Here is a 14,501-nt window from a genome sequence, read left to right on the forward strand (position 1 = left end):
TGAACTACTCGACACCGACAAAAATGACAGCGTCCGGCTGTCCGCCCGGATACGCCGTCACCTCCACCTCCGGATGGGTGACCCGCAGGTGGTCTTCGAGCACGTCCACCAAACCATCAGGGCAGTCGGCACCCAAAATCACGGTCACCAGCTCACCTCCGCCGGCCAGCATGCGGTCGACCAGGCGGCACGACAGGTCCGTCAGCGAGTCTGGCGACGCCGGACCGGGCTCGATCAGCACGACCTCGCCGTCCAGCATGCCGAGCAGGTCGCCCGGCTGGCAGCGGCCGACCCACGTGATGGCCTCGTCGGCGGCGATCGAGAGCTCACCACGACGCGTTGCGGCGGCGGCCTCGGCCATCGCGACAACGTCGTCACCGGCGCGCCTGGACGCGTCGTGCACCGCCAACGCCGCGAGAGCCTGCACGGGCGAGAACGTCGGCACCACCACTACGTCCTGCCCTGCGGCCTGTGCGTACGCCACGGCTTCTTCTAGCGCCTCACGGATGTCCGGATCACCGGGCAGCACTGCAACGTGACGCGCGCGCGTCGACACGATGGACGACAACAAGTCCGTGGGCGTCGCCACAGAAGAAGCGAGGTCGAACACCGCCGCGCCCTCCGCGCGGAACAGGTCCACGGCGCCGCTCACCACCACCACGATCGCCCGGTCGCGCACGAACCGCGACGCCTGAGCGGCGATCTGGTCGGCGAACCGCGCCACGGTGATCCGGTGCGGGCGCCCAGCGCGCACACCCGCTTCTATGGCCGCGCCGATGTCGTTGCAGTGCACGTGCACGGTCCACAAAGAAGCACCGTCGCCGACGACCGACACGCAGTCCCCGAGCAGGTTCAACGACGTGCGCAGCTCGGCGACCGCCTCCTCCGAGGTGTCGTCGAGCAGGTACATGACCTCGTACTCGAACTCCGACGACCCGCTCTCGCGCTCGGTCGTCAGCGACTCGGGCGTGCGCGGCAGCAGCGGCGCGTCCATCGGTGTTTCCACGGTCTGGCCGGTGATCACCGCGGCCAGTGTGTCCAACAACACAACGAGCCCGCGTCCGCCGGCGTCGACCACGCCGGCCTTGGCCAGCACGGCGAGCTGACGCGGCGTGTCGGCCAGTGCGACGGCACCCGCGCGTGACGCTGCCAGCACGACCTCGTCCAACTCGTCGGACGGGCAGTCGCGAGCGGCCTCCGCGGCGGCGTGCAGCACGGACAGCACCGTGCCGGGAACGGGCTTGGACACCGCGGCAGTGGCGAGCTCGTCGGAGCGCTGCAGGCCCTTGCGCAGTGCGGAACCCGTGACCAGCGAAACCTCCTGCACGGTCTCCGCGAGGCCCCTGAGCACCTGCGAGAGGATCACGCCGGAGTTGCCGCGCGCCCCGGCCAGCGCACCCCGCGCCAACGCGGACAGCGCCTCGCCCACCGTGGAGATCGGCGAACGCAACAGCGCGTCGAGCGCGGACTGCATCGTGTGCAGCAGGTTCGTACCTGTGTCACCATCCGGCACGGGAAAGACGTTGATCTGGTCGATCGACTCCCGATTGGCGTCCAACGACCGCACGCACGCGTCCGCCCACCTGCGCACCGCGACCGCATCCATGACCTGCATGGCGGCGAGAGTATCCACCCGGTTTGGTCGCGGGTGAGGCCACCGGCTACCCTGATTGGGTTGCCGTGCCCGGTTGAGGCTTGTGCACGCTTGCGCGCCCACCGGGACGCGAGACTTACCGCTTGAGGAACCTGAAGGAGTGGCTGACGTGGCTGCCGTGTGCGACGTCTGTGGCAAGGGGCCGGGCTTCGGCCATTCGGTTTCGCACTCCCAGCGGAAGACGAACCGCCGCTGGAACCCGAACATCCAGTCTGTGCGCGCCAAGGTTTCGGCCTCGCAGCGCCAGCGGATCAACGTGTGCACGTCCTGCCTGAAGGCTGGCAAGGTCGTGCGCGGCTGATCACCGCCACAGTTCGTTTTAGTTCGGAAGGAGCTCGGCGGAAGCCGGGCTCTTTTCGCGTTTCAGGGCCCGGCGCACGAACACCAGGCACGCGACACCGCTGAGCAACGCCCCGGTGCCGCCGAGCGCGAACACCGTCCGCGGCTCGATGACCAGCAGCAACCCGCCCGCGGCAGCCGTCCCGAGCAGGTTCGCGCCGACCACCACCGACCCGACCGCCGCGAACACCCGCCCGCGCATCTCCTCGGGCGTGCGCATCCGCACGATCGCGTTCAGGGCCACGTTGTGGACGCCGTTCGACACCCCGCCGATCACCCAGCCGGTCCCGGCCGCGACGATGAACGGGAACGTCGCCGGGATCAGCACCCCGATGCCCGTGGTGACGGCGGCGACAGCGATCGCGTGCACGACCCCGGACACGGTCTCGAGCCGCGCGGCGAGCCTGTTGCCGACCAGGATCCCGGTCATCCAGCACGCCTGCATCGCGCCGAGCACGAACTCGTCACCGCGCAGCACGTACCGGACGAACGCGGGGTCGGCCACGTTGATCACGATGACCGTGCCGACGCAGAAAGCCAGTCCGACGATCGACGCGAACAGCACGGGATCCCGCCGCACGTGCCGGATGCCCGCCAGCGCGCTGGGTCGCGCCGAGTGCTCCCCCGAAGGCCTGCGTTCCGACCGCACGAACGCCAGCAGCGCCGCGTAGACGAAGAACGTGCCACCGTCGATGAGCAGTGCGGCGGGGTGCCCGAAGATCCCGGCGAGCAACGCGCCACCGGTCACTCCGGCGATGTTGCCGACACTGCGCGCGGTGCCGAGCCACGCATAACCACGCGTCGCTTCTTCTTCACCCGCGATGTGCGGGATCAACGCGGACATGGACGGCATGGCGACCGCACGGCCACAACCGGACAGGAACACCAGCGCCACGACGAACGCGGGCTGGCCCATGAGCGGCGCGACGGCCGCGATCGCGGTGCCCTGGAAGAGCAGGGCGATCATCAGCAGGCGCCGGTTGGGCAACCGGTCGACGAGCACACCGGCCAGCGGTGCGCCCAGCACGAGCGGCAGCAGTTCGGCGACGAGGATGGCGGCGACCAGCAGCGAACTGATCGGCGTCGCCCAGAAGAGCAACACGAGCAGCGACAACGAGTTGCCGAACTCGCTGACGGCCGCACCCGCGGCCGTCAGCGTCAGATCACGCTTCGCTGGTGCGGCTACGGAAGCTTCCAGTCGATCGGCTCCGCGCCCTGCTTCTCCAGCAGTTCGTTGGCGCGGCTGAACGGCTTCGAGCCGAAGAACCCGGCGTGTGCGGACAGCGGCGACGGGTGCGCGGACTCGATGGCGGGCAACGGTTCGAGCAACGGGCGCAGGTTGCGCGCGTTGCGGCCCCACAGGATCGAGACCAGAGGTGCGTCACGGGCCGCCAGCGCCTTGATGGCCTGCTCGGTCACCGCTTCCCAACCCTTGCCCTGGTGGGAGTTCGCCTTGCCGGGCTGCACGGTCAGCGCCCTGTTGAGCAGCAGCACACCGCGCTCGGACCACGGCGTGAGGTCGCCGTTGGAGGGCAACGGGTGACCGAGGTCCTCCGCGTACTCCTTGTAGATGTTGATGAGCGACTTCGGGATCGGCCGCACGTCAGGGGCCACCGAGAACGACAGGCCGACCGCGTGGCCGGGCGTCGGGTACGGGTCCTGGCCGACGATCAGCACCTTCACCTGGTGGAACGGCTGCTGGAACGCACGCAGCACGTTCTCGCCCGCGGGGAGGTAGGTGCGGCCGGCGGCGACCTCCGCGCGCAGGAACTCACCCATGGCGGCGATCTGGTCAGCAACGGGGGCGAGAGCTTCAGCCCAACCGGCTTCGACAACTTCGTTGAGGGGACGAGCCACGGCTGTGAACCCTATCTCACTCAATCCAGGCGGCGGAGCTTCTCCCGGTACAAACCGATGTTCTGCACGTACTTCTCCACGATGAACGCCCAGGCCTGTTCTGGCACAACATATCCAGCACGCTCGCGGGCAGGAACTCCCAGCACCATCGTGCGTTCGCGGACGTGGCCGTCGAACGAGACCACCGCGCCGGCGCCGACGATCGCGCCCTTCTCCACGATGGAACCGTTGAGCACCACCGAACCCGAGGCGATCAGGCATTCGTCCGCGACCGTCGCTCCCTCGATGTGCACGTTGTGGCCGATGACGCACGACGAGCCGATGTGCACCGGGTGGACCTCGGTGCAGTGGATCACCGTGCCGTCCTGGATCGACGTGCGCTCGTCGACGACGATGCGGCCGTAGTCGCCGCGCAGCACGGCCTGCGGCCACACCGACGAATGCGCGCCGATGCGCACGTCACCGATCACCGTCGCATCCGGGTGCACGTACGCGTCCGGGTGGATCTGCGGTGTGTAGTCCCCCAACGCATAGATGGCCATGCGCCCGAACCTACAACGACTTCCCGAAGCAACGACTCTCCGGGTGGTCGCGGTACACGCCGAAGTTGTCGATCTGCTCGTACCCGCTGGACGTGTACAGGCTGATCGCCTCGGGCTGGCGGAGGCCGGTTTCCAGCACCATCCGCTGGAAACCGGCTTCGCGCGCGGTCACCTCCAGGTGGGCGAGGATCGACCGGGACAGGCCCTTGCCGCGCACGGAGTCGACGACGTACATCCGCTTGATCTCGGCGGCGCCCTCGAGTTCGGGGTTGACGCGCCAGCCACCGCACGCGACGGGCACGCCGTCGAGGTAGCCGATCACGAAGTAGCCGAGCGGTGCGGCGAACTGCGCCGGGTCGACCGGCGTGATGTCGACATCGCCGTAGCGGTCGACGTAGACCTGCTGGAGGTCAGCGATCATCTTGACCGAGTCTGGATGGTCATACGCCCGAGTGCATAGTTCCACATCGACCAGTTTACGCGCGCCAGTGCTCCCAGCCAGGGGGTTTTTCGTAAACCCTGCCGTCGACCGTCACACCCTCGCCCGCGCGGACCGTGCCGATGGTCGTCCAGTTCTCCGGAACCGCCTTGGGACCGGGGAACGTCGCCGCGAGCGCGTGATCCTCGCCTCCGGTCAGCGCCCAGTGCCGCGCGTCACCGCCGAGCGCCGACGCGACGTCGAGCAGGCGCGGGTGCAGCGGCAGCAGTTCGGTGCGGATGTCGATCGCCACCCCCGACGAGTCCGCGATGTGGCCGAGGTCCTGCAGCAGCCCGTCCGAGACGTCGATCATCGAAGTGGCGCCGGCCTCCGCGGCCCTCGGGCCCTCCTCGTACGGCGGCTCCGGGGTGCGCTGGGCGTTCACGATGCCCACCGGGGAACGGAAACCGCGGCCGAGCACGGCCAGTCCCGCGGCCGCCCAGCCGAGCCTGCCGGTCACCGCCACGACGTCCCCGACGAGCGCGCCGGACCTCGTGATCGGCTCGAGTCCGTTCATGTCACCCATGGCCGTGATCGAGATCACCAGCGTGGCGGAGCTGACCATGTCGCCGCCGACGATGCCCGCGCCGGCCTGCGCCGCCTCCTGCCACAGCCCCGACATGATCCCCTGCACGGTCGCGGCGGGAGTGTCCGGCGGGCACGCGATCCCGACGAGCAGACCGGACGGCAACGCCCCCATCGCGACGACGTCCGCGAGGTTCACCGCGGCCGCTTTTCGGCCCACCTGCTCGGGACTGGACCAGTCGAGTCTGAAGTGGACACCCTCGACCAGCACGTCCATGGAGGCCACGACCCGGCCGTCCGGGACGGCGACCACGGCCGCGTCGTCCCCGGGACCGAGGATGGTCGTCTCGGGTTGCGCCCGACCGGTCGTCACCCGGTGGATGAGATTGAACTCACCCACCTCGGCGACCGTCTCCGCGTCGCGCGGCGGCTCCGGACGCAAAGTTGCCTCCCAATCTGAGCATTCGGAACCCCAACTGGGGTACGTTGCGTGACACGTTCCTACCTCGACCCAACCTGTCGCGACGAAGGGGCACGCCGTGGTGCATGCATACATCCTCATCCAGACCGAGGTCGGCAAGGCCGCCGCAGTCGCCTCCGAGATTTCCGGAATCACCGGGGTAGCAACCGCAGAAGACGTCACCGGTCCTTACGACGTCATCGTCCGCGCCGAAGCCGACACCGTCGACCAGCTCGGCCAGCTGGTGGTCGCGCGCATTCAAAACGTCGAAGGAATCACTCGTACGTTGACCTGCCCGGTCGTGCACTTGTAGCTCGTGTTCCCATAGCTGGGTGACTCAGCAGGAATCCACGTCGACGCTGTCCCGGCCGCTGCTCGCGGCGGTCGGGCTCGCCGTGCTGCTCGCCATCGGTGTCGCCGCGCTCGGTCTAGTGCTGGGCACGGGAAACCAGACCGAGGACGTGCCCGGTCGCACGGGTCCTCTCGCGCTGGTCTCGATCGACGCACCGGACTCGGGCTCACCGGCGTGCGTGTCCCTGATCGAGAAGCTGCCGGTGGGGCTGCCGTCCGGGAAGGACATGCTGCCGCGCCGGGAACTCGCCGCGCCCGCGCCGCCCGCCACCGTCGCGTGGGGTGACGCCAAACACGATCCAGTGGTCCTGCGGTGCGGGATGCCGCGCCCGTCGGAACTGAGCGCGACCTCGCAGCTGCGGGTGATCTCCGACGTGCAGTGGCTGCAGCTGCCCGGTTCCGGCAGCTCCACGTGGGTGATCGTGGACCGCGGTGCGTACGTGGCGCTGACGGTGCCCGACGACGCGGGCACCGGACCGTTGCAGGACATCTCCACGACGGTGCGCGACCTGCTCCCCAAGCAGCCGGTCAAGACTTCGTCCTAACGGAGGCCGGAGCCGCGGGCGATCGCCGTCTCGATCAACGTGGTCAGCAGCGTCGCGAAGTCGATGCCCGTCGCCTCCCACGCCTTGGGGTACATGGAGATCGGCGTGAAACCGGGCATGGTGTTGAGCTCGTTGAGGATCAGCTCGTTCTGCTCGGTGAGGAAGAAGTCCACCCTGGACAGTCCCTGGCAGTCGAGCGCCTTGAACGCGGTGACGGCCGTCTCGCGCAGCTGCGCGGCGATGTCGTCGTCGAGCTTCGCCGGGATGTCGGCCTCGTAGGAGTCGTCGACGTACTTCGCGTCGAAGTCGTACCACTCGACGCGCTCGCCGACCGGACGCAGCTCGCACGGCAGCGAGGCCTCGACGCGACCGTCCGGGAACTCCAGCACGGCGAGCTCGATCTCGCGCATGTTCGGCACAGCGGCCTCGATGATGACCTTGGGGTCGTGCCGGCGCGCCTCGAAGATCGCGGCGTCGAGGTCGGCCCAGTCGGACACCTTGGAGATGCCGACGGACGACCCGGCGCGCGACGGCTTCACGAACACCGGCAGCCCCAGGTGCTCGCGCTCGTCGAGGGTCAGCGTGGTGGCGGCGCGGTCGAGCGCGACGAACTTGCCGACCGGCAGCCCTTCCGCCTCGAGGATCTTCTTGGCGAAGACCTTGTCCATGGCGGCGGCGCTGGCGAACACGCCCGGCCCGACGTACGGGAGCCCGCCCAGTTCGAGCAGACCCTGGATGGTGCCGTCCTCGCCCCACGCGCCGTGCAGCAACGGGAAGACGACGTCCACGTCCTTGAGCGCCACGCCCGGCTCGATCGGGGCGAGGTCGGTCCTGTTGCGCAGCGTGGGGAGGTTGCCCGCACCGGCTTCCAGCGCGTTCGGGTCCGTGCCGAGCGTCCACTGCCCCTGCGGGGTGATGCCGACGGGCACCACCTCGAAGCGCTCGGCGTCCAGGTAGGGAAGGACGCTCTTGGCGGACTGGCAGGAGACCTCGTGCTCGGAGCTGCGGCCGCCGAACACCACGGCCACCCTCGTCTTGCGCTGCGTCATGCGGGCGACCCTACCCGTTTGGGCGATTGTGCCTACTCGCCAGTTAGCCTCGATCGGTGCTGGAGATCAAACCGCTCGACCTGGACGACACGGCCTCGTTGCGCGCGTACGCGGACGTGCGGATCGCGGCCCATCCGGAGTCGAGCCGGGAGCGGATCATCGCGTCCCTGCGGGAGCCGAACCCGGACTTCCGCGAGGTGTTCCGGCTCGTCGCCCGCCGCGACGGCGAGGGCGCCGGCATCACCTCCGCGGGAGTGCTCAGCGGGCCGAACGCACAGCTGGCGATCGGCTCGATCACGGTGCACCCGCGGTACCGCAGGCAGGGCATCGGCACCGCGCTGCTCGACGCGCTGCTGCCGGAGCTGCGCGCCCGCGGCTGCGAGACGTTCGAAAGTTGGGGCGTGGCCAGGGACAGCACCGGCGAGCACTGGGCGGTGGCGCGCGGGTTCCAGGTGGTCGCGTCCAGGGTCCGGCAACGACTGACGATCTCCGAGGCCGTCCTGACCACGACCGGTCCGGACGGCTACCGCGTGGAACGGTGGATCGGTGCGGCGCCGGAGCACCTGCTGTCCTCCGTGGCCGCGACCCGGCAGTCGATCCACGACGCTCCGGCCACGGCGTCCGCGGCGCAACTGCCGGAGTGGACACCTGAGGTGGTGCGGGCAGAGGAGGCCGTGGCTCGTGCGGCCGGCGTCGAGCACCGCGTCGTCGTCGCGGTCGAGGAAGCCACCGGACGCGTCGTGGCGCTGACCGACGTCCCGCTCCACCCCTCGGACACGACGGACACGAACTGGGGCAGCACCATGGTCAGCCCCGCCCATCGCGGCCGCGGCATCAGCCGAGTGATCCAAGCTCACATGTTGCAGTGGCTACGGGCCGAACGGCCGGAGCTCGAACGCATCGACACCAGCACGGACGCGGCCAACTTCGCCATGATCCGGGTGAACGAGCAACTCGGCTTCACCACCGCCCGCCAGACCGTCGTGGTCAGCCGCTCGTGCTGAGCAGTTCGGTGAGGACGGGCAACGCGCTGACCAACTGCTCCCGCGAGCACGCGCTGTACCCGATGACGAGCCCGTGCAGCTTGGCCCGGTTCACGTAGTGCCGAGCCAGGCCGTCCACCCGCAGGCCGCGTTCGAGGGCCTGCCTCATCAGGTCGCGCTCCTGTTCGGCGTGAGACAGCAGCACGACGACGTGCGCGCCCGCGTCGTCGCCGAGCACCTTGATACCGGCGTCGGCGAACGTGTCGATGATCAGCGCACGTCGTTCGGACAGCTCTCGCCTGAGCTTGCGCAGGTGCCGGCCGAGGTCACCCATGCGCGCGAGTTCGACGACGACCCGCTGCCCCGCCGCCGCCGGGCTGGTGCCGGTCAGGTCCCGGTGTTCGAGGACCGTCGTGGCGATGTGCTCGGGGGCGACCATCCAGCCTGCGCCGAGCGTCGGCGTGAGGATCTTGCTGGTGGTGCCGAGGTGGACCACGACGTCCGGCGCCAGCGCGGCCAGTGACGGCAGCGGCGCCACGTCATATCTGAGCTCGCCGTCGTAGTCGTCCTCGATGACGAGCCAGCCGTCCCTGCGCGCACGCTCGACCAGCGCGACCCGGCGCCCGGCCGACATGCGGCCGCCCAGCGGATATTGGTGGGCGGGCGAGCAGTAGACGGCCTTGACGCCGGCGGGGACCGCGTCCGGCAGGAGTCCCTCGGCGTCGACGGCCGCCTGCACGACCTTGAGGCCGTTGGCCTTGAAGACGCCCACCGCCCGTTGGTAGCCGGGTTCCTCGACGGCCACGGCGTCACCACGCCGCAGCACCGCGACCGCGATCTCGGTCAGCACGGCCGTGGTGCCGCCGGTGGCCAGCACCGGGTCGGCGTTGACGGCCAGACCGCGGTGGCGCAGCAGGTGTTCGGCGATGGCCTCGCGGTACTCGGGCAGCCCCGCGCGTTCGGGACGGGACAACGGCGGCGCGTCGGCCGCGGCCCGCCACGCCCTGCGCCAGGCCGCGCGGTCGAGCCCGCTGGCCCACGGCGCGCCGGTGCCGAGGTCGACGAAGTCGGTGATGGCGGGCACGACGGGCTTGCGCGAACGTTTGCGCAGCGGGCCGGGCGGGGTCGTGGTGACGTAGGTGCCGGAACCGTGACGGCCCGCGATCCAGCCTTCCGCGTGCAGCTGTTCGTAGGCGGCGGCGGTGACCGTGCGCGAGACACCGAGCGAGTCGGCCAACGCGCGCGTGGACGGCAAACGGTCGCCCGCTCGCAACCGTCCCTCCGACGCGGCGGAGCGGAGGGCATCGGCGAGCTGGACGGCGAGTGGTTCGGGCGACTCGCGGTCCAACGCGATGGGCAACGCGGTCTCAGCCACCGCGAACCGCCCGATATGCCCGGTATCGAGGGACGGCGAGGTCCATGGGGGGCACATTCATGGACCTCAGGTCCATGAATGTGCCCCCCATGGACCTCAGGTCGCGGCAGACGACGATCAGCAAAGTGGCCTTCTCAAATTGGTCAGTAATGGCGCTTCAATGATGCCACTTGACCGCCCACAGTGGGAACATGACCGCTGAAACGCAGCTCTCCCCCACCCCGCGCAGCACCGTCATCCGCGGCAAGAAGCGAGCCGTCCAAGACCGCCAGGTGCTCTACGACATCCTCGACGCGGGCCTGGTCTGCCACCTCGCCGTGGAGGTCGACGGGGCGCCGTTCCTCATCCCCACCGCGTACGGGCGGGACGGCAACCGCATCTTCCTGCACGGGTCGACGGGCTCACGCTCCATCAGGAGCATGGTGGAAGGCAAGCAGGTTTGCGTCGCGGTCACGCTCGTGGACGGCGTCGTCTACTCGCGGTCGGTGTTCCACCACTCGATGAACTACCGGTCGGCCATCATCCACGGCACCGCGACGATCGCCGAGGACCCCGAGCACGCACTGCGCACGATCGTCGAACACGTGACGCCGGGCAGCTGGGACTACGCGCGCAGCCCGTCCAAGAAGGAGCTCGCGCAGACGGTCGCGCTGGAGATCGACCTCACCGAGGCGAGCGTCAAGGTGCGCGACGGCGGGCCGGGCGAGGAGCCGTCGGACCTCGAAGCCAACCTGGTGTGGGCCGGGCACATGCCGCTCGTCCAGACGTGGGGCACGCCCGTGCCGCACGAGACGGACAAGGCGATTCCGCCGCACGTCAGCGCACGGGGCCGTTGACCGGGTCGTAGCGGTAGGAGGTCATCGCGCGTGTGCCGTGGCGGTACACGTGCAGCGACACGGCGGGGTCGACGCCGTCGTTGCGCACCTGGTGCACGTAGCCGGGCCCCCACACGCGTGACTGACCGGCGTGAAGGGTGTGCACGACCTGGATGCGGGTCGTCACCACCTCCGTGAGCACACCGCTGACGACGGTGAACGCGCCGGACGTGGTGTCGTGGTCGTGCAGCGAGGCCGTCTGACCGGGGAGCCAGCTCATGAGCCAGATCTCCTGGTCGGCGGTCTTCTCCACCAACGTCGAGAAGCGCTCTTCCGGGTCGTAGCGGAGCAGGTGCTTCCAGCGGTCGCGGTCGGCCGCCCACGCCAGAGCGACCCGCACGGGGTGCAGCAACGCGGAGTTTTCAGGCAGAACGAGGCTGTTCTCAGGAACGGCGAACATCGGGAAAAGTCCTTACCAGGCGAGCGCGAAAAGAGGACGCGGGACTATCGCCAGGTACAACAGCAACATGCGTTGAAGGACATGACGCAGAGGGTCCCGGAACCGGGACCCTCTGTCAATCCAGGCCCAGAGCTTGGGACACGTCCATCACCAGATCGTGGGTGTCCTCACAGCCGGCCGAGAAGCGCACCAGACCCTCGGGCACCGGGTCGCCGAACTGCGCGCGCCGGTCGGCCGTGGAGTGCAGGCCGCCGAACGACGTCGCCGCCGACACGAGCTTCGAGCGCGACAGGAACTTCTCCACCGCCGCGGCCGATTCCAGCTCGAATGTCAACACGCCGTTGAACCGCCGCATCTGCTGCGCCGCCACCAGGTAGGAGGGGTCCTCCGCCGAGCCCGGCCAGCGCAGGTTCTCGACGTGGCCACGCAGCAACGTGCAGATCGCCGCCGCGTTCCGCGCCTGCCTGGCGAGCCGCAGATCCAGCGTTCCCAGCCCGCGCAGCACCAACCACGTCTCGAACGGCCCGGGGATAGCGCCGTTCAACGTCCGCGCGTCCCGCACCCGAGCCGCCAGCTCGGCGGACGCCGTCGTCACGTGTCCGAAGAGGACATCGCTGTGGCCCGCGAGCGCCTTGGTGTCCGACGCGACCACGATGTCCGCGCCGAGCTCCAACGGCCGCTGCCCCAGCGGCGTCGCGGTCGTGTTGTCCACGGCCAGCAACGCGCCGGCTGCGTGTGCCGCGTCCGCCAGCGCAGCGATGTCGCACACGTCCAGGCCGGGGTTCGACGGCGTCTCCAGCAGGACCAGCTTCACCCCGTCGAAGGACGGATACGGCCCCGCCGTGGGCACCTCGACCACGTTGACGTCCATTTCGGACACGAGCTTGCGGGTCAGGAAGTAGCCGTCCGACGGAAGCACCAGAGTGTCCCCAGTGGACAGAACGGCCCGCAGCAACGTGGAGATCGCCGCCATCCCGGACGGGAAGGCGACGCACTCACCGCCGTCCAACGATCCCAGGGCGCTCTCCAGAGAACGCCACGTCGGGTTGCTCGCGCGGCCGTAGTAGTCCGCCCCGCCCAGGTGGAACGTCGACGCGAACACCGGCTGCGCACCGAGCGGTTCGCCCGGCGCGCCCGAAGCCACCGCGTGCACGACTCGCGTGCCGTCACCGAAGTCGGGGGTCACTGGCGCTCGTGCTTGCGGTCGCGGCCCAGCAGCGCGGCACCGAGTTCGCGCACGCTCAGCCCGTCGTGGCAGACCTGGTGGATGCCTTCGGTGATCGGCATGTCGACGCCGTGCGCCGCCGCCAGCTCACGGATCGACGAGCACGACTTCACGCCCTCGGCGACCTGACCGTGCGCGGCCTCCTGCGCCTGCTCCAGAGTCTCGCCCTTGCCCAGCCGCTCGCCGAAGGTCCGGTTGCGCGACAACGGCGACGCGCACGTGGCCACCAGGTCGCCCAGCCCTGCCAGACCGGCGAACGTCAGCGGGTCCGCGCCCAGCGCCGCGCCCAGCCGCGCGGTCTCGGCCAGGCCACGGGTGATGATCGACGCCATCGTGTTGTCGCCATAGCCGAGACCGGCCGCCATCCCGCACGCCAGCGCGATGACGTTCTTGCACGCCCCGCCCAGCTCGCAGCCGACCACGTCGGTGTTGGTGTACGGGCGGAAGTACGAGTTCGAGCACGCGTGCTGCAGGTCGACCGCGCGGTCGTGGTCCGTGCACGCGATGACGGTCGCGGTCGGCTGCCCGACGGCGATCTCCTTGGCCAGGTTCGGCCCGGACACCACGGCCACCTGCGACTCGTCGACGCCGGCGACCTCGCGGATCACCTCGCTCATCCGCTTCAGCGTGCCGAGCTCGACGCCCTTGGACAGCGACACCAGCGTCGCGTCCGGCGGCAGCAGTTCCTTCCACGCCGACAGGTTCACCCGCAACGTCTGCGACGGCACGGCCAGGACGACGGCGTCCGCGCCGTCCAGCGCCTTCGCCGGGTCGGCGGTGGCCGCCAGGTTGGCCGGCAACGAGATGCCGGGCAGGTAGTCGGCGTTCACGCGGGTCTCGGTGATCGTCGAAGCGACCTCCTGGCGGCGCGCCCACAGCACGACGTCGGGGCCGGAGTCCGCGATGACCTTCGCGAACGTCGTGCCCCACGAACCGGCGCCGAGCACCGCAACGCGTTCGATCGCCATGTTCAGGCCTTCCTCGGTCCGTAGAAGCCCTCGGGCGCCGGCTGCCGGCGAACCTCGGCGAGCTGGTCCTTCACGTGGGTCATCAGGAGATCGGTGACCTCGCGCAGCAACGGGAGGCTCTCCTCCTGGCCGCGGTAGGCGGACAGGTCGACCGGTTCACCGACGAAGTGCGTGATCGTCTTGCGCGGGAACGGCCGGAACTTCTTCTGGTAGTGGTTGTAGAGGTCGAGGGTGCCCCAGCGGGCGACCGGGATGACCGGGCCGTCGTGCTGCAGCGCGAGCCGCGCCACGCCGGTGCGGGAGTTCGCGGGCCAGCCGTCGGGGTCCTTGGTGATGGTGCCCTCGGGGTAGATCACCACGACCTGGCCGGTGGCCAGTGCTTCGTGCGCGGCGCGCAGGCTCTGCTGCGCGTCCGTGGTGCCCCGGTAGACCGGGATCTGCTTCGCGCCCCTCAGGATCGAGCCCATGATCGGCACGTTCCACAGGCTGTGCTTCGCGAGGAAGTGCGGCACCCGGTCGTTGCGGTGCACGAACACCGCGTCGTAGCACGGGTCGAGGTGCGAGATGTGGTTCATCACCAGCAGCGCCGATCCCTGGCGCGGGATGCGGTCGCCGTGCAGGATCCGGTGCCTGCCCAGCACGAACGACATGGGGTAGACGATCGCCGCGGCGACCCCGACCCAGAAGCCGCCCTTCTCCTTGGCCACGTGGACCCTCTCCTCACTCCCGGACCTGCAAGAACTGCGCCCACGAGCACAGTAGTCGGTCGCCCACAATCCTCATCGCTCGCTTCCGGCGCTCAGCAGGGCACCTCGTCGTGCCGACCCCCGCCCCCCATATGACCGATATGGAGGGCGGGGGTCGGCACGACGATG

The 14,501-nt window shown here is 69.7% G+C and carries 17 protein-coding genes; 5 read left to right on the top strand and 12 right to left on the bottom strand.

Features of this window, described 5'->3' with window-relative positions; genetic code table 11:
• Nucleotides 1–4 precede the first annotated feature (4 nt).
• The gene (locus tag G7043_RS02245; protein ID WP_166043330.1) at nucleotides 5–1,615 is read right to left on the bottom strand and encodes a DAK2 domain-containing protein; all 1,611 of its coding nucleotides are present in this window, start codon (nucleotides 1,613–1,615) and stop codon (nucleotides 5–7) included.
• A gap of 148 nt (nucleotides 1,616–1,763) precedes the next feature.
• Here G7043_RS02245 and rpmB point away from each other — a divergent pair, with 148 nt between their 5' ends.
• On the top strand, nucleotides 1,764–1,955 hold the full coding sequence (gene rpmB / locus G7043_RS02250) for a 50S ribosomal protein L28 (RefSeq protein WP_030467945.1): 192 nt from the start codon (nucleotides 1,764–1,766) through the stop codon (nucleotides 1,953–1,955).
• Between the two features lie 18 nt (nucleotides 1,956–1,973).
• Here the strand turns inward: rpmB and G7043_RS02255 are convergent, their stop codons facing one another.
• The 5 genes from G7043_RS02255 to G7043_RS02275 are packed head-to-tail and all read right to left on the bottom strand — an operon-like array spanning nucleotide 1,974 to nucleotide 5,837.
• Nucleotides 1,974–3,191: an MFS transporter gene (locus G7043_RS02255; protein WP_313887751.1), complete on the bottom strand. Its 1,218-nt coding sequence runs from the start codon at nucleotides 3,189–3,191 to the stop codon at nucleotides 1,974–1,976.
• Nucleotides 3,176–3,850, bottom strand: coding sequence for a uracil-DNA glycosylase (locus G7043_RS02260; protein WP_166043334.1), 675 nt, complete (start codon nucleotides 3,848–3,850; stop codon nucleotides 3,176–3,178). The genes G7043_RS02255 and G7043_RS02260 overlap by 16 nt, the downstream gene beginning before the upstream one ends.
• A 20-nt stretch (nucleotides 3,851–3,870) precedes the next feature.
• Nucleotides 3,871–4,392: a gamma carbonic anhydrase family protein gene (locus tag G7043_RS02265; protein WP_166043336.1), complete on the bottom strand. Its 522-nt coding sequence runs from the start codon at nucleotides 4,390–4,392 to the stop codon at nucleotides 3,871–3,873.
• Between the two features lie 10 nt (nucleotides 4,393–4,402).
• Nucleotides 4,403–4,813: a GNAT family N-acetyltransferase gene (locus G7043_RS02270; protein ID WP_166043338.1), complete on the bottom strand. Its 411-nt coding sequence runs from the start codon at nucleotides 4,811–4,813 to the stop codon at nucleotides 4,403–4,405.
• A 55-nt stretch (nucleotides 4,814–4,868) separates the two neighbouring features.
• On the bottom strand, nucleotides 4,869–5,837 hold the full coding sequence (locus G7043_RS02275) for a thiamine-phosphate kinase (protein WP_166043340.1): 969 nt from the start codon (nucleotides 5,835–5,837) through the stop codon (nucleotides 4,869–4,871).
• Between the two features lie 97 nt (nucleotides 5,838–5,934).
• Here G7043_RS02275 and G7043_RS02280 point away from each other — a divergent pair, with 97 nt between their 5' ends.
• Nucleotides 5,935–6,168: an Lrp/AsnC ligand binding domain-containing protein gene (locus tag G7043_RS02280; protein ID WP_053736927.1), complete on the top strand. Its 234-nt coding sequence runs from the start codon at nucleotides 5,935–5,937 to the stop codon at nucleotides 6,166–6,168.
• A 19-nt stretch (nucleotides 6,169–6,187) separates the two neighbouring features.
• Nucleotides 6,188–6,751 (top strand): DUF3515 domain-containing protein, encoded by a 564-nt coding sequence (locus tag G7043_RS02285; protein WP_313887667.1) that lies wholly within the window; start codon nucleotides 6,188–6,190, stop codon nucleotides 6,749–6,751.
• On the opposite strand, the gene G7043_RS02290 is transcribed toward G7043_RS02285, so the two are convergent.
• A complete protein-coding gene (locus G7043_RS02290) occupies nucleotides 6,748–7,800 on the bottom strand; it encodes a D-alanine--D-alanine ligase family protein (RefSeq protein WP_166043342.1) in 1,053 nt (350 codons plus the stop codon). The genes G7043_RS02285 and G7043_RS02290 overlap by 4 nt on opposite strands.
• Nucleotides 7,801–7,856: 56 nt before the next feature.
• Here G7043_RS02290 and G7043_RS02295 point away from each other — a divergent pair, with 56 nt between their 5' ends.
• Entirely contained in the window at nucleotides 7,857–8,804 is a 948-nt protein-coding gene (locus tag G7043_RS02295; protein WP_166043343.1) for a GNAT family N-acetyltransferase, read from the top strand.
• Here the strand turns inward: G7043_RS02295 and pdxR are convergent.
• Nucleotides 8,788–10,158 carry a MocR-like pyridoxine biosynthesis transcription factor PdxR gene (pdxR, locus tag G7043_RS02300; protein ID WP_449279965.1) on the bottom strand — a complete coding sequence of 457 codons (1,371 nt, stop codon included), beginning with the start codon at nucleotides 10,156–10,158 and terminating at the stop codon, nucleotides 8,788–8,790. The two genes, G7043_RS02295 and pdxR, sit on opposite strands and share 17 nt — an antisense overlap.
• A 191-nt stretch (nucleotides 10,159–10,349) precedes the next feature.
• Here pdxR and G7043_RS02305 point away from each other — a divergent pair, with 191 nt between their 5' ends.
• Nucleotides 10,350–10,994, top strand: a complete 645-nt coding sequence (locus tag G7043_RS02305) for a pyridoxamine 5'-phosphate oxidase family protein (protein ID WP_166043347.1) — start codon at nucleotides 10,350–10,352, stop codon at nucleotides 10,992–10,994.
• Here the strand turns inward: G7043_RS02305 and G7043_RS02310 are convergent.
• From G7043_RS02310 to G7043_RS02325, 4 genes are all read right to left on the bottom strand, one after another.
• Nucleotides 10,975–11,433 (bottom strand): cysteine dioxygenase, encoded by a 459-nt coding sequence (locus G7043_RS02310; protein ID WP_166043348.1) that lies wholly within the window; start codon nucleotides 11,431–11,433, stop codon nucleotides 10,975–10,977. The two genes, G7043_RS02305 and G7043_RS02310, sit on opposite strands and share 20 nt — an antisense overlap.
• 115 nt (nucleotides 11,434–11,548) lie before the next feature.
• A complete protein-coding gene (locus tag G7043_RS02315; protein WP_166043349.1) occupies nucleotides 11,549–12,619 on the bottom strand; it encodes a cystathionine gamma-lyase in 1,071 nt (356 codons plus the stop codon).
• On the bottom strand, nucleotides 12,616–13,626 hold the full coding sequence (locus G7043_RS02320; protein ID WP_207310527.1) for an NAD(P)H-dependent glycerol-3-phosphate dehydrogenase: 1,011 nt from the start codon (nucleotides 13,624–13,626) through the stop codon (nucleotides 12,616–12,618). The genes G7043_RS02315 and G7043_RS02320 overlap by 4 nt, the downstream gene beginning before the upstream one ends.
• 2 nt (nucleotides 13,627–13,628) lie before the next feature.
• On the bottom strand, nucleotides 13,629–14,333 hold the full coding sequence (locus G7043_RS02325) for a lysophospholipid acyltransferase family protein (RefSeq protein ID WP_313887668.1): 705 nt from the start codon (nucleotides 14,331–14,333) through the stop codon (nucleotides 13,629–13,631).
• Between the last annotated feature and the right edge of the window lie 168 nt (nucleotides 14,334–14,501).

The sequence above is a fragment of the Lentzea alba genome (assembly GCF_011067745.1).
Classification (GTDB): Bacteria; Actinomycetota; Actinomycetes; order Mycobacteriales; family Pseudonocardiaceae; genus Lentzea; species Lentzea alba.

What these genes read in the sequence shown, in the direction of transcription:
- G7043_RS02245 (WP_166043330.1), bottom strand. Translation starts at nt 1,615, where the DNA reads ATGCAGGTCATGGATGCGGTCGCGGTGCGCAGGTGGGCGGACGCGTGC.
- G7043_RS02265 (WP_166043336.1), bottom strand. Translation starts at nt 4,392, where the DNA reads ATGGCCATCTATGCGTTGGGGGACTACACACCGCAGATCCACCCGGAC.
- G7043_RS02270 (WP_166043338.1), bottom strand. Translation starts at nt 4,813, where the DNA reads ATGATCGCTGACCTCCAGCAGGTCTACGTCGACCGCTACGGCGATGTC.
- G7043_RS02290 (WP_166043342.1), bottom strand. Translation starts at nt 7,800, where the DNA reads ATGACGCAGCGCAAGACGAGGGTGGCCGTGGTGTTCGGCGGCCGCAGC.
- G7043_RS02305 (WP_166043347.1), top strand. Translation starts at nt 10,350, where the DNA reads ATGACCGCTGAAACGCAGCTCTCCCCCACCCCGCGCAGCACCGTCATC.
- G7043_RS02310 (WP_166043348.1), bottom strand. Translation starts at nt 11,433, where the DNA reads ATGTTCGCCGTTCCTGAGAACAGCCTCGTTCTGCCTGAAAACTCCGCG.
- G7043_RS02320 (WP_207310527.1), bottom strand. Translation starts at nt 13,626, where the DNA reads ATGGCGATCGAACGCGTTGCGGTGCTCGGCGCCGGTTCGTGGGGCACG.